We start from the raw sequence: 18,876 nt of genomic DNA on the forward strand, positions 1-18,876 counted from the left end.
AGCTGCACGACTATCACGCAGCGATAAGCAAGAGCTGTCCTTCGATCGGTGCGTTCAGGTGGAGGTTCCCCAGCTCGGAGAAGTGCGCGTCCCGCGCCTCTTCCCAGATCGCGGCGACGCTCTCCCAGGACACTTCGCCGTTCGCCTTCTGGCCGTACAGCTCGCCGAGTTCGGGATAGGCCCGCTCCAGAATCGCCTCGCGCTCGGCGTCGGTGTCCTCCCAGTTCAACTTGTGCGCCTGGTCGACGGCCTCCTCCAGGTTCGCCTCGAACCGCTTGTTCTCGCGCTCGGAGTAGTCGGACTCGTCCACGAAGGGGTAGTCCAGGAGGGCCGTGACGATCCCGGCCGCCTCCAGGAAGGCTTCGGTGAAGGGGGCGATGAGCGGCTCGTACGAGAGGCCCTCGGCCTCGTAGTCGTCGCGGTGGTCGTCGCAGAACTGGGTGTGCGTCTCGATGCCCTCACGCCACCAGCGGGATTCCCCGTCGCACCCCTGGAAGTCGCACGGCTCGGGCGTCTCGCGGATCTGGACGAAGATGGTGCGCAGGCTGCCGAAGGCCCAGTGGCTCGACGTCCCGTCGATGACATGGTCCTCCGCGGAATCGCCGGCCGCCCCCTGGATCAACGCCAGGGCCGAGTGGTAGTTCGACTCTTCGAGCAGGTCATCCCCCCGCTCGGCCCAGCTCACAAACGCGCCGTGGGTGTCGTACAGGCGGTCGTCCCAGAAGTAGGCGTTGGACGGTGCGGTGAGGCTCTTGACCGCGATCTCGTACAGGGTGTCGTCGTCGAGGGCGTAGCTGATCATGGGTATCCCCTTGTCGGGTGGTGTGGGTGGGTGGTGGGGACTGGCGGCCTTGCCTGCCGTCCCGGCGGGAGCCGGGGACTCGAACCCCCGGTGCCTCCCTAGCGACCTGTCGTCACTCTATCACACTGCACTACTTACACACTCTGGCCGGTCACTGAAGCTCAAGCTCGACGTCGGTGTTGTCCGCGTCGAAGTAGTCCAGCTCGAAGCCGCCACCGGTGGCCCGGATGCTGGCCTCCAGCCAGTACTTCACGTCGTCCTCGCTGAAGTCGGAGCCGTCCGCCTTGCGCAGGCCCTCGAAGTTGAAGTTCACGGTAACCGTGCCGTTGTACTCGTACCGAAGGGCGGCGAGCCCGATCTCCTCGGCCTTCTCGGAGATTGCAGCCTTGTGGTCGTCCAGGTCGTAGTCGTCGATCAGGTCGCGGAGGAGTTCGCGGGCCTCGACCCGCAGCTTCCCGTACTTCTCCCGAGCGTTGAACGCTTCCCGCCTCTGCTCCTCGACGGCGGACCGGAGGTTGGACACCTGCGCCTGGAGGGCGCCTATCTGGCGCTCCAGCGCGTTGACTGCGTCGGAGGCGGTGAAGGTCTTCTCAAGCGATACGGCGGTCATGTTGTTGCCTCTCTGGTCACTCTATCACACTCTGTGTAGAGCCAAGCGGGAGTCTGGGGACTCGAACCCCTGACGTCTGCCGGTCTCCCTCGGTGACGTTGTCACTCTATCACACGCTGGCCAGCTTCATGAAGATGACGTCCGGAGCGCCGGGCGTCCAGTTGGGCACACGCTCGGTCTCGATGAACCCGAACTGTTCGTAGTACGACGGCAGGAAGCCGTCGAAGCAGTCGAGGAGGTGGGCCCCCTCACGGATGGCTGCCGCCACCATCTCGGGGCCGCGTCCCTTGACTCGGGAGAACAGGCCGATGGCCCAGCCGTCCGGGGTCACTCCGAAGCCCGACATCAGGTCCTCGGAGAGGTAGTACATCGCGTCGTCGGGCATCTCCGCAGGCTTGGATGTGGCGGCGGCGATCCGAGGGGATGCGACGCGAGCCGAGCGGAGAGCGGCCTTGTAGCGGGCAGAGCTGGTGTGCTGGATCACTGGGGGTTCCTCCGGCTTGGTAGTCACTCTATCACACTTTGAGCGGGCGACCCGGACTCGCACTCGGGTTGTGGCTGCTCTCGCCCTACCGACTACACGTACAGGTAGTCGTCCATCGTTGCTGCGGCGTAGACCTCGGACTCCCACTCGGCACGGATGTCGTCGAGGTAGTCCTGGTACTCCTCGCGCCGGAACTCGGCGAGGTGGTAGGCGCACACGTCATCGTTCTCGTGCGGGCAGTGCTCCCACGGTTCCATCGGGGGGCAGGTGCAGCAGGCCGGGCACATGGGATTCTCTTTCGCTTCGGTGGTGGCTGCTGACGTTGTCACTCTATCACACTTACTGCGAGTCGAGCGCCCTTGCCAGCTCACGGGTCAAGCGCTTCAGGTCAGACTCGTGACGCTCGATGAGCCGCCGGATCTCCGCGACGTCACGGCGTACGCGAGGCTTGCGCACCTCGGCGCTGTGCGACTCACGCGCCTTACGGATGGACTCCCAGCGGTTCGTTGCGTCAAGCCAGGCGTACAGCTCACCGCGCTTGACGTAGGACATACCGCCGAGCGTCTCGATGTGCGGGAAGTCCGCGTGACGCTGGTGCCAGTTGGTGACCGTGGCACGGGAGACGCCCAGCTCACGGGCGATGTCGGCCAGGCACAGGTAATCCGTCGCCTTGTCGAGGGAAACGGGCATGGTGTTCCTCCCAGGAACGTAGGGAGGGATGCGTAACGGCACCCCATCGGGCAGGCCGGACCCATGACGGTCCAGCCGGCCTGAAGGCAGGCCGGTACGGGGGCGGAGGCAGCGACGCTCATGCGTCCTGGTCTCTCCGCCCCGTCCGGGGTGCACTCGGTAGGCGACATCAGCCGGGGTGTGAACGTATCCCCAAGTCCTAGGCACGGCGGTACCTCCCCGATGGGGAGTGACGACGCTCGTGTCTACGTCGGGCAGTGGTCAGAGTTTCGGTGTGCGCCTACCGGGCGCGGTACTTCGGTCTGTTCGTTTGGTACTGCGGTACTGCGGTCCGTTGGGTGGCAGGTGGACTAGGCCCGCCCCCGTTCCCCTGTATCGCAGCGTGTGTGAAGCGTGCGACGTACGAGCGGCCCCCCTGCTTACCTCCTATCCGGTGTGGTTTCCCTTACCGGGGGACCGTTCCAAGGGAACGGGGGGTGTGCAGTCCATCGCTAGACACGTCGCGCCGTAAGAACTCCGGACAGGGCTCACCCGTCCATCTACGTTCCCGTAGCGTCCCGTTGTCCCGCATCCACGGGCACTAGCGGGGACACACCCGGTGGGTTACGTCTGGCGTTCTGATCACACGCACAAGGGACCGCTAGTCGGTGGCCCGACAACCCTCGCTTGCTTCACTCAGTGGCCCGCACGCTCCACACGGTGTGTGTGGTGCGCACTACGGGCCCGGCCCGTATGTGTTGTGCGAGTGATTCGCGTTCATGTCCTGCCTCCCTTGCTTGCGTCCGTCGTGCTGTTGATGTGAGTACTCAACCATGCAGCACGACTATCACACAACCCATGGGGTCGATCCGGGGTCGGATTCTCATGATCAACAGGGCTCTGACCTGCGGTTATGCAACGTCCTGTGACGTGGGCCACACGACCTTTCGATGTCCGAGTTACCCCGTTCTGCACCCCACCCCGTTACCTAAAAGTGACCCCCCTTGTGTCCCACCTTGTCCGTATCTCCGGGCCGGTCTCGGCACGACTTACACACTGGCCCGTTTCCGGGGTCTGGATATCTGCATAAGCGCTGGTCAGAAGGGGTCTGAGCGGCTCTCTCGCGGCCGTTCCCTCTCTGCCTGTCTCTCTGTCCGGCCGTGCCAGGCCAGGCCAGCAGGCCCCCGCCTGCGGACTTTAGGTCTGAAGACTTCAGCGTGTGGATGCTGCGGCGGCGCGACAGTCGGCGGGCGCAAGGGTCGCGGGGTCGAAGCCTTTAGGTCTGAAGGTAAGGCGCGGGGTGGGGGAGCACCCCTTACGCGTGACTTTCCGGATCGCCTCGTCTTAGCAGCCAAGATCGCGCCACGGTTTCAGGGTCGATCAGGGGTGCCGGCCACCGCCCCCGAAGTGCCGGCCAGCCCAGGCCGGGCAAGGGCTGAGGCCACCGCGGAGCGCTGAGACAGCGCCGCAAGGACTGCCAGGATAGGGGTCAGCTCCAGAGGGCGGCTTCGCCGCCGGCCTCCCGTCAGGCGGACGTCTCCATGGCGCCCGGTAGGGCGCTCCTGCGGCTTCGCCGCTCTGCATCTTCTCGCCGCTGGGTCCAGAACTGGACGCCGCCGCGAGGCGGCGCAGGCCCTAGCCGCCTGTGTAAGTGTGACTGGCGTCACTGAAAGAGCCAGGACACAAACCAAGATCATCTTCCGTATATATATATGTAAGGCGTTAGGCGCCAGGACAGACCGCCAGACGGTAAGGCCCTTCGGGCCTGCCAGTCGCTTCCTACTGACGTAGTTGAGGCTTGGCAGTTAGGGCGCGAAGCGCCCACTGGCGTAGCCACGTACTTCTCAGACTTCCCCTCGGGTCGACAGCTTCGAGCAGCTACCTGTTCAGGTAGGACGTCGTCGAGGGGGCTAGCTTCCACGGCCGGCCAGGGGGTGATCGATGCCCCAGTGGCGAGACTCTGATCGGCGGAGCCGACTCCCGAAGGACTGGGAGCGGATCAGGAACCGAGTCCTTCGGCGAGACAGCCACCAGTGCACCGCGCGAGACCAGTACGGCAAGCGGTGCGACGAGCTGGCCACGGACGTGGACCACATCATCGCTGGTGACGATCATCGAGAAGCCAACCTAAGAGCACTCTGCGGATGGCATCACCAGCGCAAGTCATCACAAGAGGGAGCCGCAGCCAGCGCGAAGAAGCGCCGGCAGATCGGGAAGCGGTTCCAGCGCAACGAGGCCCATCCGGGCCTCATGTAGACCTGACGGCTCCGAGTCCCTCCCCTACTCGTTGAGCGTCAGCCGGCACCCCAGGGCTTTCTCTCCCTTGGGCGGTGCCTCGCCCCCTGGCTCGCTACCCCAGGGGGCTCGACTTCGACGGAAGGAATCCGCGGTGACCATCTGGTCCTGGTTGTGGGTCGGGTGGCTCGCGGCCTTCCTGGTAATCGAGGGCAAGGCCCTCTTCAACAAGACATCTGGCGACACCCTGAGCGAGCACGTCTGGAAGTGGTTCTCCCCGGCCCGGACCGGTGCCCAGGGCCAGCCGACCGGCTGGGTCCGGCTGCGGCGTTTCGCCCTGCTGGCGTTCATGGCCGGGCTGTCCGTGCACTTCCTCACGGGCGGCCTCTTCTGACCTGAAGGAGGTGTGACCGATGGGCAACCGTGGCCCCGTCCCGAATCGCGAAGACGACCTCGCGCGCCCTCGGTCGCGTAAGGGCACCGATCAGCAGTCGGTGACCAAGGGCGAGATGAAGCCGGTCAAGGTCCCGAACGCGGATCGTGAGTGGCACCCGATCGCGCGCCGGCTGTGGGACTCGCTGAAGTCCTCGGGCCAGGCCGACTTCTACCAGAACAGTGACTGGGCCTTCGCCTACTCGCTGTGCGAAGACCTGTCCCACTACAAGAAGTCGGGTAAGCGGTCGGGGCAGATGCTCCAGACCATCTACTCAGCCTTCGAGCGGCTCCTTGTCGCCGAGGGCGATAGGCGCCGTGTGCGCATCGAACTTTCTGAGCCCGAGGACGAGCAGGACTCTGCCGCCGTGGTCGCTATCGCCGACTACAAGAAGGAGCTGGGGCTCGCTCAGTAATTCCGGGGAGGTGAGCCATGGCTACCGCGATGCTCACCCCGGAAGAGATCGACCTTCTGGACCCGACCTTCATCGGCCCGACGTGGCAGAAGGACGCTTTCGGGCGCTGGGTCCTGCCGGGCAAGACGCTCGGATGGCAGATCGCCGGCTGGGCTGCTGAGTACCTGCGCTCCGAAGACGGCGGTCCCTGGAAGTTCACGCGCGAGCAGCTCCGGTTCGTCCTCCACTGGTACGCCGTGGACGAGAACGGCCGGTTCACCAACCGCAAGGGCGTCCTTCAGCGCATGAAGGGGTGGGGCAAGGACCCGCTTCTCGCGGTGCTCTGCCTCGTCGAGCTGTGTGGGCCGTCGCGCTTCTCCCAGTGGGACGAGGCCGGCGATCCTGTCGGCGTTCCTCACCCTCGCGCGTGGGTCCAGGTCACGGCGGTCAACCAGTCGCAGACCACGAACACGATGGCGCTCATCCCGTCCCTGATGTCCGACCACTTCAAGGCGAAGTACGGGATCAAGGACGGTGCGGTACTCATCCGCGCCAACGGCGGGAAGTGCCGGCTCGAAGCGGTGACGTCCTCGTTCCGTGCCCTGGAGGGCAAGCGGACGACGTTCACGCTGCTCAACGAGACGCATCACTGGGTGCTGGGCAACAACGGGCACAAGATGTACGAGACGATCGACGGTAACGCGACCAAGCAGGACAGTCGCTATCTCGCGATCACGAACGCTTACCTCCCCGGCGAAGACTCTGTGGCCGAGCGGATGCGCGAGTCCTTCAACAAGATCGTTGAGGGCCGGGCGGTCGGCATCGGCTTCCTGTACGACTCGATCGAGGCTCACCCGAAGACGCCCCTGACGCCCGAGGCGTTGGAGATCGTTCTTCCGAAGATCCGCGGTGACGCGGTCTGGCTGGTGCCGGCCACGATCATCCAGTCGGTTCTCGACACGACGATCTCAGCCAGCCGGTCACGGCGTATGTGGCTGAACCAGATCGTGGCCGAGGAAGACGCGCTGTACGGGCCTGAGCAGCTCGCCGACATCCTTCATGAGGGTGCCGTCCTGGTGCCCGGCGACGAGATCGTCATGGGCTTCGATGGCGGCAAGACGGACGATGCGACTTGTTTGGTCGCGGTCCGCGTACGCGACATGTGCGCCTTCACCCTCGGGGTGTGGGAGAAGCCTGACGGCCCGCGCGGTGACGGCTGGTCCGTCCCTCGGGCCGAGGTCGACTCCTCCGTTCACGACGCGTTCCGCACCTTCAAGGTGCAGGGCATGTACGCGGACGTCGCCCTGTGGGAGTCCTACATCTCCGAGTGGGATGAGACGTACGGCGAGGGCCTGGCCGTGAAGTCGCCGGCCGGTAAGGACCGGATCGGCTGGGACATGCGTTCCAGCCTGAAGGCTTCGACGATGGCGCACGAGCGCCTCATGCGGTCGATCTTCGACCGGAAGCTGAAGTACGACGGCGACCTGACGTTGAAGCGACACACGCTCAACGCCCGGCGTCGCACGAACAACTACGGCCTGAGCTTCGGCAAGGAATCCCGCGAGTCCCCTCGCAAGGTCGACGCGTACGCGGCGCTGATGCTCGCGCACGAGTGCCTGTACGACCTGCGCGCCCGTGGCAAGAAGGTCCGTCAGCGGACTGGTCGCGGCTACTTCATCTAGCACTGTGATAGTGGTACAGAAAGGTGGTGAGTGCATGGCCGACACCAGTCCGGTATCGCTGGCGCGGGAACTCCTCGCCATCCTCGACCGCGACGAAGGCCGGCTGGCCCGGATCGATCGCTTCGTCCAGGGCAAGCACGACGACCCGTACATGCCGGCCCAGGCCGACGACGAGTACAGGATGCTGGCCAAGCGGGCGGTGTCCAACTGGATGCCGCTCCTGATCGGCACTCCGGCGCAGGCCCTGTACGTGGACGGCTTCCGGCCCGGCTCGGACGGTACGAGCCTGCCCGAGGCGCCGGCCTCCCGCTCTGTGGAGTGGTCGCACTGGCAGCGCTCGCGGCTCGACGCCCGCCAGGCCGCGATCTATCGCGGTGCCCTGTCCTTCGGTCACAGCTTCGTCCTGACGGAGAAGGCCCAGAAGGGCGTCATCTCGAAGGGCCTGTCCGCGCAGCGGACAGCCGCACTGTACGAGGACCCCGCGAACGACGAGACGCCCTATGCGGCCCTGACCGTCACCGCCTGGCCGAAGGGCGAGGCGCTCGGCAAGGCCCGGCTGTGGGACGGCAAGCGCGAGTACGCGGTGACGTTCCGGACGAAGACCGATGCCGAGGGCATCCGGGTCGGGGCCGGCAAGTCGCACGGCGCGAGTGAGTGTCCGGTCACCCGGTTCGCCGCCTCCGTCGACCTGGAAGGTCGCACGGTCGGTGTCGTCGAGCCGATGATCCCGCTCCAGAACCGCATCAACCAGACCGTCTTTGACCTCCTGGTCGCCCAGACGTACGCCTCGGTGAAGGTGCGCACGGTCACCGGCATGGCTCCGCCCATGCAGACCGAGCCGGTCATCGAGAACGGCGAAGTCGTCGGCAGTCAGGTCAAGCTCGACGCGAACGGCAACCCGATGCCGGCGCCGGTCTACCACAACGCCCGTCGCTTCCTCTTCGCCGAGGACCCCGACGTCAAGTTCGGCAGCCTGGATGAGACCCCGCTCGGCGGGTTCATCGAGTCGATCGACATGTCCATCCGGCACTGGGCGGCCGTCTCCCAGACGCCTCCGCACCACATGTTGGGGCAGATCGCCAACCTGTCAGCAGAGGCTCTACTGGCCGCCGAGCAGGCCCTTGCCCGCAAGGTCGCCGAGTTCCAGTCCGTCTTCGGTGAGTCCTGGGAGCGAGTCTTCCGGCTGGCCGCCGAGATGGAGGGCCACGAATCCGCGGCCGACGACTTCCACGGCGAGGTCAACTGGCGCGACATGGAGTCCCGTTCGCTGGCGCAGGCCGCTGACGCCCTGGGCAAGCTCGCCGAGACGCTCGGCATCCCGAAGCGTGCGCTCTGGAAGCGCGTACCCGGCGTGACCCAGCAGGAGTACGAGGACTGGGTCGACACGGCCGAGGACGATGACTCTGTCGGTCAGCTGGCGTCCGCGCTGACGCGGGCCACTCCGTCCGTCACCTCCATCCGGTCATCCCCCGGTAGCGAGGTGCTCGCCGCGTGACGTCCGCAGCCAAACAGGCTGAGGCCGATCAGGCGTCCACCGCCTTCCAGGTGGCCCTCACCCAGATCGGGGCGGGGACCGTCGAGGAGGCGCTGAAGCTGTGGCAGGCAGTCCCCGCGACCGCGAGGGCTGCCCAGTCCTCGGCGTGGCTGAAGCGGGCCATCACGATGGTGATGACCCGGCGCCGCATGAGCCGTGACCTGGCTCGTGCGTACTACCGCCTGGTGCGCGCTCTGCGCACTGGGACGACGGTGGCAGATCCGTACCACCCGGAGCCCACGTACGTGACTCTGGAGACCTTGCGTCGCGAGTTCGCCGCGCTGGTCGGAGATTCAGAGGATGGCTCCCTGGAGGGGTCTTCGTCTGACCCCGACCGGGCTGCAGCCAGTTCTGTTGAAGATTCAACGAAACCTCGTGATTCGGAATCGCCCGAGGAAGCGCCCGCCCAGGAGGCGGACGACGATCCGGACGACGACCAGATCCTGGTCGAGGAGCTGCCGAACCTGCGCGAGGACGAGGAGCGGATCGAGCGCGAGGCCGAAGAGGAAACGAGGCTCGTCCTCGAACTTCTCGGCCCGGCCAACCTGGACCGCAAGACCTCGGCTATCGACGAGAGCAAGCCCGCGACGGACGTAGACAAGGCCCGCGAGGAAGCGCACCAGCAGAGCGGCGGCCGGCAGGCTGCGGCGGCTGAGCGCCTCGTGAACAACGGTGGTCGCTCGGCAGTGTGGAACCACATGTCGAAGGACCGCCGAGTCCTCGGCTACATCAGACTTTCGCGTACCGGCACCCCTTGCGGGTGGTGCGCCATGCTCATCTCACGCGGCTTCGTCCGCAGTGACGCGTACCGCACACAGAAGGCCGCGGGGCCGACCCTGGCCCAACTGGATTCGGGCGAGTACGCCGATGGCGACAAGTACCACGACAACTGCCACTGCTACGCCGAGCCCGTGTTCTCGGCCGAGCAGTACGACAGCCCCGCCTACGCCCTGAACCGCTCCTATGCGGAGCTGTGGCCGAAGGTGACGCGGGGCCTGTCCGGCAAGGCGGCTGTGTCCGCCTGGCGCCGGTTCATCCGGCAGCAACAAAGGGCCGCAGCCCAGGAGGCGCGGCAGTCCACCACAGACGTCCAGGAGGCGTGAGCGTGCCCGAGCAGGAAACCCCCAGCACCGAGACCGAGACCGTTGAGACGCCCCCGGAAGGGGAGCAGTCGACGGGGCAGGAAGCCCAGGAGCCGGCCGAAGAGTCGGTCCCTGCGGACGTGCTGCGCAAGAAGCTGACCGACGCGAACGCGGAGGCGGCGAACTACCGCACCAAGCTCCGAGAGGTCGAGGCCCGGTTCACCGGCGCCAAGACGCCCGAGGAGTTCGAGACTGCGGTCGCCGAGCTGAAGGCGCAGAACGAGGCGCTGGAGCGGAAGATCCTGCTCTCCTCTGTGGCAGCGAAGTTCGAGCTGCCCGAGGCCCTGGCCAAGCGCCTTACCGGCGCGACCCCGGCGGAGCTGGAGGCCGACGCGAAGGAGCTTCAGAAGCTCGTCTCGCCGCAGGCCCCGGAGTCCCTCGGTGGAGGTCTGACCCCGGCTGACGGGGACGACACCTTCGACCCGGTCAAGGCCGCCCGTGCTGCGCGCAGGCGCAGTTACTGAGCCTTCCTTCTGGCCACGGTGTGATAGTCGTTCACGCCCCAGCCTCCCCCTTCCCAACTGACAGGAGAACCACCCCGTGGCTTACACCGAACACGATGTAGTCAAGCCGGACAAGATCGCCGCGACTGCGGCGGTCGCTCTCGAAGAGAGCCTCGTCGTCCCCGCCGTCTTCCAGCGCGAAGGCATCGACCAGTTCAAGGGCGCCAAGGACGACGCCATCAACGTGAAGGTCGAGGGAGTCCTTCCCTACCGCACGTACGGATGGCGCAACGACCGCAGCACCGAGATCCAGTTCGACACCTACGCCGAGCGGACCGTCCAGGTCAACTTCGGTGGGGACGTCTACTCGGGTGTTCAGCTCACCGACGAGCAGAACGAGATGGATCTCCAGGGCTGGGCCAAGCTCATGGCCAAGCAGACCGAAGCGGTCGGCAAGGGCCTTGAGTACCAGGCCGTCGACTACCTCCTGAACGCCCCGTACGAGGTCACCCTGGGCGGCGCGGTCTCCGGCCGCAGCCTGCGCAAGACGCTGATCCGGGCTCGCGAGGTCATGAACAAGCTCCGCGTCCCGAAGGAGGGTCGCACTCTCCTGATCGGTTCCGGTTGGGAGAACGAGCTTCTGTCCGACGCGGACCTGAACCTGGCGGTCAACGTCGGCGAGGCCGAGGCCGTGTCCGCGCTGCGTGAGGCCACTCTTGGCCGCCGGTACGGCTTCAACATCGTCACCTCTGACGAGCTGCCGGCCGACTTCGCCGTGGCGATGGTCTCCAGTGCGTTCATCTTCGCGACGGGCGCCCCGTCCGTCCCGCAGAGCGTTCCCTTCGGCGCCTCGGCCAGCTACAACGGCGTGGCCCTGCGCTGGATTCGTGACTACGACTCGACCCGTCTCATGGACCGGTCGATCGTCAACACGTACAAGGGCTTCCGTACCGTGTCCGACTTCCTGATCGGCCGCGATAACGCGAACCCGAGCCAGGGCTTCGTCTCCGAGCACGAGCACTTCGTGCGCGCGATCAAGCTGGACCTCGACGCGACCGCTGACGTGCTGCCCGACCCGGACGGCCCGGACGCGAAGCAGAAGGAACTGTTCGAGATCACCGGTATCGGTGGCACTGCGGACGGCGCCTCGGCCTAAGACCAGTCGATGAGTCGGGGCAGAGTGTGATAGTCGTGCGCTCTGCCCCTTCTCGCCCCACCGAGTAAGGAGACTCCCGTGGCTTTCGCCACCCTCGAAGACCTGAAGGGGCGACTGGACTGGACGCTGGACGCGGACGAGGAGCGGATCGCAGAGAACGCGCTTGAGGACGCCTCGGACCTCGCCACGCACTACGGCCGCGACTGGCCCGAGGCCACCGCCCCCCGCATGGTGCGCACGCTCGTCCTGAAGGCGTGCAAGCGGTACATGTCCAACCCGGACGGATACACCCAGTCGCGAGCAGGCGACGAGACCCTGGCCTGGAACGACAGCGCGGGGGAGAACGCGGGGACCGTCTACTTCACCGATGAGGAGATCAAGCTCCTCGCCGGTCTGGCCGGCCGAAGGGCCGGCCTCTACACCGCAGGCGTCACCGCCTGGCAGTCGGTACGTCGCCCCGTGACTGCCGGCCTGGTGCCCGTCGAGAACGGCTGGAAGGGCTTCCCGCTCTACGCCGACGAGACGGAGCCCTGGTGAGCAGTCTCCAGCGCAGGCGCGGAGTGCCAGCCAAGATCTTCCGGACCGTCGAGCGCATCGACGGCCGAGGCAACAAAGTCCTGGTCGCCGACATGGAGCACCCCATCGAAGTGCGCTGTGCGCTGATCCCCCAGCGCTCCTCGAAGGCCGAGGTGCCCGGTCAGCAGCAGATCAACATCACCCGCATGATCGTGGACGCCGAGCTTCCCGATGTGACCCTCTGGTCGCGCGTTGACTGCCTCGGCCGCCACTGGGACGTCGTCACGCCCCCGGCCTACCACCACGGCACCCGCAAGACCCGGCACTGGTCCATCGACATCCGGGAGCGGCCGTGAGCATCGAGTGGGAAAGGTCTGTCGACGGCAAGAAGCTCGAAGAGTTCCTCGCCCTCATGGACGGCGTCCAGGGCGAACTCGACGTGCAGCAGTTCGAGATGCAGGTCCGTGCGGAGGAGAACCTCCAGCGGGTCAAGGCGAGCCCGAAGACGCGAGGCTCTGTCAGCCAGTCGAGCATCGAGACCGAGCGCGGCCGGGTCGACCGGTACGTGATCCTCCAGGACATCACCAAGAGCGACTCCGCAAGCGTCAACTCCGCGATGTCGATCGAGGTAGGCCGCGGTGCCTACGACGTGACCCTCCTGAGCCCGGACGGCGAAACCGTCAGCGAGTACACGGTCGCCGGGTTCGAGGGCCTCTACATCCTCGCCAACGCGGCCAAGCTCCCGAGGAAGAACAAGGGCGGATCGAGGACCAAGCGTCACGTCACGATCCGCCGCAAGAAGGGGGTGAAGTATGGCCGGCCTTCCCGCAGGGATTAAGGCGCTCGCCGAACTCAGCCCCGTTGAAGACCTCCTCCTTGCCGTGCTCCGCGAGGGCCTGCCGGGCATCGCTGTCCGCTCGCTCATCGCGAAGGACCAGGACTTCCCCCTCGTCCTGGTCCGCCGAGACCCCAGCTTCGGAGCATGGACCGGAGACGCCCGCTTCACGGACTACGCCCGCGTATCCGTGCAGACCTTCTGTGAGGACCCGGACGGCGATGCCGACGCGGCCATCCTCGCCGAGGCCGTACGCGTGGTCATGCGCGACGCCTGGCTGAACCAGAAGGTCTACCCCGCCGGCCACATCACCCGCGTGGACATGGCCTCGGCCCCGCGCCGGGCTACCGACTGGGCCACGGCCACGGGCCCGGTCCAGTACGCGGACCTCCCGACAGGTGTCTGGCGCTACGAGACCCAGTACGACGTCGAGATCCGCAAGCCGCGCTCTCGCCCCTTCCCCATCCCGAACACCCAGCCCTAGGTGTGATAGTAGGACACGCCTGGGGTGAGTAAGGAGACCCCTCGTGGCACTGAACGACGCCGCAACCCTCGTCATCGGCAGCGGTAACTACCTCACCGCCCCCACCGGCACCGCGATGCCCGATGACCTTCTGACCCCGCTCTCGCCCTGGGAGGCCGTAGGCCACACCAGCCTCGAAGAGATCTTTTCGATCACCTCCGAGGGCGGCGAGGCGACCACCATCGGTTCGCTCCAGAACAAGAGCCTGCGCACGAAGTACAGCGCGAGGACTGAGTCGATGACTTTCACCTTGCAGCAGTTCGACGTGCCGGGCCTGAAGCTCTACTACGGCTCCAACGCCCCCGTTCTGCCTGACGGTTCGGTCGGTGTCCCGTCCGACCCGATCCCGACTTCCGCGGCCTTCCTGGCGGTGTTCGTCGATGGCGAGAACCACTTCGCCTTCTACGCCCCCAAGGCGGAGATCTACCGAGGCGATGACGTGTCCTTCGGTGACACCGAGTCCCTCGCCGGCCTCCCGCTCAGCGTGAAGCCCATGCCGCACGGCGCCAACAAGTGGTCGTACGCGATTACCCCGCTCGGCGGCGTGGCTGCGACCGGCGCCACGGCCGGCACCCCCGGCACCTTCACCCCGGCCGGCTCGAACGCCCCCTACGGGCTGACCGACCTGTCCGACGTCACCGCCTCCCCCGCTACCGCGTGGACCTCCGGTCAGTACGTGGTCCTCGGCGACGCGACGCACGCGTTCTGGGACGGCAACTCGTTCGAGGCCGGCGAAGCCGCCTAAGCCTCTCCAACTCCCTCGGTGTGTAAGTGGTGCGGACCTCCTTGCACACCGAGGGCCCCTCTCCTGGGGCTCCCTCCCGATGGTCCGCTCCCCCGCTCTTACTCCCGACCCTTGGAGGTCCGCACCTCATGGCCACGTTCTCTCTCGACGACATCCGTTCCGCCGCTGACGCGAAGTACGGGTCCACTGACATCCAGATCGACGACAAGACCACCGTCGTCCTGCGCAACCCGCTCCGCCTGAGCAAGACCGAGCGCGACGAGCTGGGCTCCCTCCAGGACAAGCTCGACGGCGACGACGCTCTCGACCAGGCCGACGTCCTGGCCGACGCGATCCGCCTGGTGGCCAAGGACAAGAAGATCGCCGAGAAGCTCATCGAGCAGATCGACGGCGACCTCGCCCTCCTGGCCCAGGTCTTCAGCACCTACAGCAAGGGCACCCAGGCGGGGGAAGCCTAAGCCTCGCGCACCTCATAGATGAGTACGGCGAGGGCCTGTACCCCGATCTCCTTCACTACTACGGGATCAACCTCGTAGACGTGATCGAAGGTCGGGGCCCTTCGCCGGCCCTCGTCCTCCTCATGGTGCAGAGGCTGCCTGACACCTCCCTGACCTACGCCCTCGCGTCGGGCGGTCGGGAGTACTTCGGCTGGGGCGTGGACCGCCACATGCGAGCCGACATCTTCGACGCGATCAACCAGAACACCCGAGCCACCGGCAACTGGGGCAAGAAGGCGCCCAAGTTCCCCGAGTGGCCCCGCCCCAAGGTCAAGAAGAAGGCCACGAAGGGCGAGAAGAAGCGCCGCTCCGTGGCGGAGATCTACAAGCAGTTCAGCGCCCGGAGGTAGGTCTATGTCAGATGCCCAGGTAGTCGGCCGCGTAGCGGTCAAGATCCTCCCGGACACCTCGAAGTTCAAAGAGGAGGCCCGCAAGGAACTGGCCGAGGCCGAGAAGGGCCTGGAGGTCAAGGCCAAGCTCGTCCTCGACGGCGACGGCCTCAAGGAGGAAGCCAAGAAGGTCCGGGCCGAGGCCCAGCAGGCGCTCAGCGACATCTCGATCAAGGTCAACCTCGACAACGAGAACTCCGTCAAGTCGGCCATCGCCCGCATCGAGAACGAGCTGAACAAGCTCGGTCAGATCGACATCCCGGTCGACCTCAACGAGGACGATCTCAACGCGGCGCTGGACATGTTCCATGACCGGCTCGGCGAGATCCAGACGGTCACGATCCGAGTCGACGAGTCGAGCCAGGAGTCCATCCGGCAGGCCATCGCGAAGATCGACGCCGAGCTGGCGAAGATGCGCGAGATCGAGCTGGACGTCCACCTGGACGAGGCTTCTCTCCAGTCCGCCCGCGACATGCTGGCGGACGACCTACGCCTGGACCTGAAGGTCGACTGGGACGACGACGCCTCCCTTCGTTCCGCCATCGCGAAGATCGAAGCCGAGCTGGCCAAGATCCGTGAGGTCGATCTCGAAGTCGGCCTAGACGAAGAGTCGCTCCGCAAGGCGCGGGACGATCTCCAGAAGCGCCTCGACCTCCAGGCCGAGGTCGAGCTGAACTGGAACCTGGCCGAGGCGCAGGCGATCCACGACGAGATCCAGGAAACCCTCGACGCCATCAGGGTCAACCCCAAGCTGGACGAGAAGGAAGTCGCCAAGCTCAAGCGTCAGCTCGAAGCGGCCTTCACTCAGATGCAGGCCCTGAAGGCGACGATCACTCCCGAGATGGACGCCCTGGCCAAGGCCAAGGTCGAGCGGGAGATCGACGACCTCCAGGACAAGATCGATCACCTCAAGTCCGAGGTCGAGCCCGAGACCAGCAAGGGCGCAGTAGCCGCGGTGATGGCTGCGATGGCCAGGCTGACCCGAGACCGCATCGTCAACATCTTCCCGAAGGTCTCCTTGTCCGCCATGGCTACGGCCACGGCGATGCTGAAGGCGCTGTCCGGCGCCCGCGTGCTGGGCAACATCTTCGAGCGCCTCGGCAAGACGATCCGGAACCTCGACAAGTCCACGCCGATCATCGGCACGCTCGCCACGGCGATAGCCGGCCTGGCCGGCTGGGGCATCTCGGCCGCGTCGAACCTCTTCACGCTGTCGGCCTCGCTCGCGCAGATCGGCGCAACGTCCCTCGCCCTCCCCGGAATTCTCGGCGGCATGGCGATCGGCCTTGGCGCCACGATCGCGGCGTTCAAGGACTTCAACAAGGTCCTGCCCGAGGTCAAGGGCCAGCTCTCGCAGCTCCAGGACCTGATCAGCGAACGCTTCTGGGCCGAGGCCAAGACGCCGATCCGCGAGCTGATCGACACGCTCCTTCCCGAGCTGACGTCCGGCTTCAAGCAGACGTCCACCCAGCTCGGCCAGTTCTTCGGCGGCTTCGCCGATTCGCTCAAGTCTTCCCTCGCCCCCGCGCTGGGCGGCATGTTCGACGACCTCTCCAAGTCGATCGACATCGCAACCACCGGCACCGGCGCCTTCGCCAACATCATCAAGGTGCTGGGCGAGGTCGGCGCCGGCTACCTCCCGCAGCTCGCCCAGTGGTTCGTAGACGTCGCCACCAAGGCGTCGAACTGGCTGAACCAGAAGGGCGAGTCCGGCCTCCGCGAGGAGATCGACGCAGGCATCCAGGCCCTGAAGGATCTCGGAGGCGTCCTCTTCGAGACCGGCGGCATCCTGGCCGGCATCTCCCGCGCGGCACAAGAGGCCGGCGGGTCCACGCTCGGGATGCTCCGCGAGACGCTCGCAGGCGTACACGAAGCGATCGACAGCAGTGCCGTACAGGCCAAGCTCGTCGGCCTCTTCACCGCAGCCCACGAGGCGATGTCCAACATGGCATCGCAGGGCGGCGCCGAGGTGAAGGCGTTCCTCGGCCAGTTCGTTGGACTGCTGACTCAGATCCTGCCGCAGGTCGGCACGATCATCGGGACTGCACTCGGCGGCATCGCCGAGGCGCTCAACCAGGACGCCGTCTTCGCAGGCGTCTACGCCCTGTTCGATGGCGTCCAGGCGGGTGTCAACGGGCTCCTGCCCGTACTGGCTCCGCTAGGTGCTGCACTCGGTGCTGTCCTGACGATCGTCGGTGCGCTCGCCGCCCAGCTCGGCCCGCTCGTCGCCGCCGCCCTGACTCCGCTGGCCAACGCCTTCACCGCGCTGGCTCCGTCGATCCTGCCGATCATCGATCTGCTCGGCGGTGCGCTGACCAGCGCCTTTACGATGCTTTCGCCCGTGATCATGCAGCTCGTCCCGATCGTCCAGGACGCGCTCGGCATGGCCTTCCAGGCGCTGAGCATCATCCTGCCGGTAATCGCTCAACTGTTCGGTCAGATCCTGGCTGCCGTACTTCCGATTATTTCGGCGCTTCTGAGTGGGCTTGCCCCGATTCTGCCGGTTGTTGCCGAATTCCTGTCCGGCATCGTCCAGGCGGCGATGCCCCTGGTCGACGTGCTCCTCCAGATCCTCTCGGCCGTTCTCCTCCCGCTGATCCCGGTGGTCCAGGAGATAGCCGCGACGATGCTGCCTCTGCTGAAGGACGCCTTCGATCGCCTGGTCCAGGCGCTCATGCCGTTCCTGGATGCGCTCAAGGCAGTGATCGACTTCCTGATGCCGATCTTGGCTCCGGTCATCCAGTTCATAGCCGAGCTGCTGATCGGAACGCTGGTCGCCGCGATCAACGGCGTGGCCCTCGTCCTTGAGGGATTCGTCGAGATCTTCAAGGGCGTCTGGAACATCATCAAGGGCTTCTTCGAGATCTGGATCGGCCTGTTCAAGGGCATCTTCACCGGCAACTGGGACCTTCTCCAGAAGGGCTTCAAGGATCTCTGGAACGGCATCTGGCAGTTCCTGAAGGGCCTGTGGGACGTCATCCTCGGCGCCCTGATCACGTGGCTCTCTGTCGGCGTTCTCGGTGCTGCGAAGAAGGGTCTCACCGCTATCGGTGAAGGCTTCAAGGCCGGCTGGAAGGCCGTGCAGAAGTTCGGCTCGGACGCGTGGAAGGCGATCAGCGAGGGCTTCACCGGGTTCTTCTCGGGCCTCGGCTCGAAGGCGCTGAGCGGGCTCCAGAGCATCAAGAACTTCTTCACGCAGGGATGGTCAAACGTCGTCTCGACGACGCGCGAGAAGTTCAGCTCGATGGTCTCGACCGTCGCGGAGTGGCTCGGCAAGGCCGTGGCCAAGGTCCGGGAACTGCCCGGCAAGGCCAAGGAAGCGCTGAGCAACCTCGGCTCGACGCTGAAGAACGCCGGTATCCAGTTGATCAAGGGCTTCATCACCGGCATCACCGGCATGTTCGGCGACGTCAAGGACACCCTCGGGAACCTGACGGACAAGCTCACGAGCTGGAAAGGCCCCGAGTCCCTCGACCGGGTCCTCCTCGTCGGCGCCGGCCAGCTCGTCATAAACGGGTTCATCAACGGCCTGGAGTCCCGGTACGACGCGGTCAAGAAGTCCCTTCGAGGACTGACCAACGACGTGGCCGGCACTGAGTTCGGCGCCCCCACGGTCAGCGCGTTCGGCGCATCCCGTGGTGTCACGGCCGCGGTGACCTCTGCCCTCGCGGGCGCAGGCCAGGGCGGCACGACCAAGACCCTCAACTACTACGCGGCACCCGGCAACTCCCTCGACTCCGAGGAAGACCTGTTCGCCGCAGCCAACCGAGCCAGGATGGGATGGTGA

General features: G+C 66.0%; 20 protein-coding genes. 15 read left to right on the plus strand and 5 right to left on the minus strand.

What is annotated here, in order from left to right:
* Positions 1–13: 13 nt before the first annotated feature.
* The 5 genes from F0344_RS12370 to F0344_RS35130 all read right to left on the minus strand — a co-directional run bounded on the left by F0344_RS12370 (position 14) and on the right by F0344_RS35130 (position 2,586).
* Positions 14–802, minus strand: a complete 789-nt coding sequence (locus F0344_RS12370) for a hypothetical protein (RefSeq protein WP_185298840.1) — start codon at positions 800–802, stop codon at positions 14–16.
* Between the two features lie 151 nt (positions 803–953).
* A complete protein-coding gene (locus tag F0344_RS12375) occupies positions 954–1,412 on the minus strand; it encodes a hypothetical protein (protein WP_185298841.1) in 459 nt (152 codons plus the stop codon).
* A 109-nt stretch (positions 1,413–1,521) separates the two neighbouring features.
* On the minus strand, positions 1,522–1,923 hold the full coding sequence (locus F0344_RS12380) for a hypothetical protein (RefSeq protein ID WP_185298842.1): 402 nt from the start codon (positions 1,921–1,923) through the stop codon (positions 1,522–1,524).
* A 65-nt stretch (positions 1,924–1,988) separates the two neighbouring features.
* Complete coding sequence (locus F0344_RS12385; protein WP_185298843.1) at positions 1,989–2,153, minus strand: hypothetical protein; 165 nt, start codon at positions 2,151–2,153, stop codon at positions 1,989–1,991.
* Positions 2,154–2,235: 82 nt separating this feature from the next.
* Positions 2,236–2,586 (minus strand): helix-turn-helix domain-containing protein, encoded by a 351-nt coding sequence (locus F0344_RS35130; RefSeq protein WP_219732129.1) that lies wholly within the window; start codon positions 2,584–2,586, stop codon positions 2,236–2,238.
* A gap of 2,368 nt (positions 2,587–4,954) precedes the next feature.
* Here F0344_RS35130 and F0344_RS12395 point away from each other — a divergent pair.
* The 15 genes from F0344_RS12395 (at position 4,955) to F0344_RS12465 (ending at position 18,876) form a co-directional block, all read left to right on the plus strand.
* A complete protein-coding gene (locus F0344_RS12395) occupies positions 4,955–5,194 on the plus strand; it encodes a hypothetical protein (protein ID WP_185298845.1) in 240 nt (79 codons plus the stop codon).
* 19 nt (positions 5,195–5,213) lie between these two features.
* Positions 5,214–5,648 (plus strand): phage terminase small subunit, encoded by a 435-nt coding sequence (locus F0344_RS12400; protein ID WP_185298846.1) that lies wholly within the window; start codon positions 5,214–5,216, stop codon positions 5,646–5,648.
* A gap of 17 nt (positions 5,649–5,665) precedes the next feature.
* Complete coding sequence (locus F0344_RS12405; RefSeq protein ID WP_185298847.1) at positions 5,666–7,309, plus strand: terminase; 1,644 nt, start codon at positions 5,666–5,668, stop codon at positions 7,307–7,309.
* Between the two features lie 34 nt (positions 7,310–7,343).
* Positions 7,344–8,804 carry a phage portal protein gene (locus F0344_RS12410; protein WP_185298848.1) on the plus strand — a complete coding sequence of 487 codons (1,461 nt, stop codon included), beginning with the start codon at positions 7,344–7,346 and terminating at the stop codon, positions 8,802–8,804.
* Positions 8,801–9,946: a VG15 protein gene (locus tag F0344_RS12415; protein ID WP_185298849.1), complete on the plus strand. Its 1,146-nt coding sequence runs from the start codon at positions 8,801–8,803 to the stop codon at positions 9,944–9,946. Before F0344_RS12410 ends, F0344_RS12415 begins: the two co-directional genes overlap by 4 nt.
* 2 nt (positions 9,947–9,948) lie before the next feature.
* Positions 9,949–10,449, plus strand: a complete 501-nt coding sequence (locus tag F0344_RS12420; RefSeq protein ID WP_185298850.1) for a hypothetical protein — start codon at positions 9,949–9,951, stop codon at positions 10,447–10,449.
* A gap of 76 nt (positions 10,450–10,525) precedes the next feature.
* Positions 10,526–11,584, plus strand: a complete 1,059-nt coding sequence (locus tag F0344_RS12425; protein ID WP_185298851.1) for a hypothetical protein — start codon at positions 10,526–10,528, stop codon at positions 11,582–11,584.
* A gap of 78 nt (positions 11,585–11,662) precedes the next feature.
* Positions 11,663–12,121 carry a hypothetical protein gene (locus tag F0344_RS12430; protein WP_185298852.1) on the plus strand — a complete coding sequence of 153 codons (459 nt, stop codon included), beginning with the start codon at positions 11,663–11,665 and terminating at the stop codon, positions 12,119–12,121.
* Positions 12,118–12,456 (plus strand): phage head-tail adapter protein, encoded by a 339-nt coding sequence (locus F0344_RS12435; RefSeq protein ID WP_185298853.1) that lies wholly within the window; start codon positions 12,118–12,120, stop codon positions 12,454–12,456. Before F0344_RS12430 ends, F0344_RS12435 begins: the two co-directional genes overlap by 4 nt.
* Positions 12,453–12,938 (plus strand): hypothetical protein, encoded by a 486-nt coding sequence (locus tag F0344_RS12440; RefSeq protein ID WP_185298854.1) that lies wholly within the window; start codon positions 12,453–12,455, stop codon positions 12,936–12,938. Before F0344_RS12435 ends, F0344_RS12440 begins: the two co-directional genes overlap by 4 nt.
* A complete protein-coding gene (locus tag F0344_RS12445) occupies positions 12,913–13,419 on the plus strand; it encodes a hypothetical protein (protein WP_056701734.1) in 507 nt (168 codons plus the stop codon). Before F0344_RS12440 ends, F0344_RS12445 begins: the two co-directional genes overlap by 26 nt.
* Positions 13,420–13,462: 43 nt before the next feature.
* Entirely contained in the window at positions 13,463–14,203 is a 741-nt protein-coding gene (locus F0344_RS12450; RefSeq protein WP_185298855.1) for a phage tail tube protein, read from the plus strand.
* Between the two features lie 128 nt (positions 14,204–14,331).
* Positions 14,332–14,661 (plus strand): phage tail assembly protein, encoded by a 330-nt coding sequence (locus F0344_RS12455; protein ID WP_185298856.1) that lies wholly within the window; start codon positions 14,332–14,334, stop codon positions 14,659–14,661.
* Positions 14,662–14,741: 80 nt separating this feature from the next.
* The gene (locus F0344_RS12460; protein ID WP_219732130.1) at positions 14,742–15,050 is read left to right on the plus strand and encodes a hypothetical protein; all 309 of its coding nucleotides are present in this window, start codon (positions 14,742–14,744) and stop codon (positions 15,048–15,050) included.
* Between the two features lie 4 nt (positions 15,051–15,054).
* Complete coding sequence (locus tag F0344_RS12465) at positions 15,055–18,876, plus strand: hypothetical protein (RefSeq protein ID WP_185298857.1); 3,822 nt, start codon at positions 15,055–15,057, stop codon at positions 18,874–18,876.

It is taken from the genome of Streptomyces finlayi (assembly GCF_014216315.1).
Lineage (GTDB): Bacteria > Actinomycetota > Actinomycetes > Streptomycetales > Streptomycetaceae > Streptomyces > Streptomyces finlayi_A.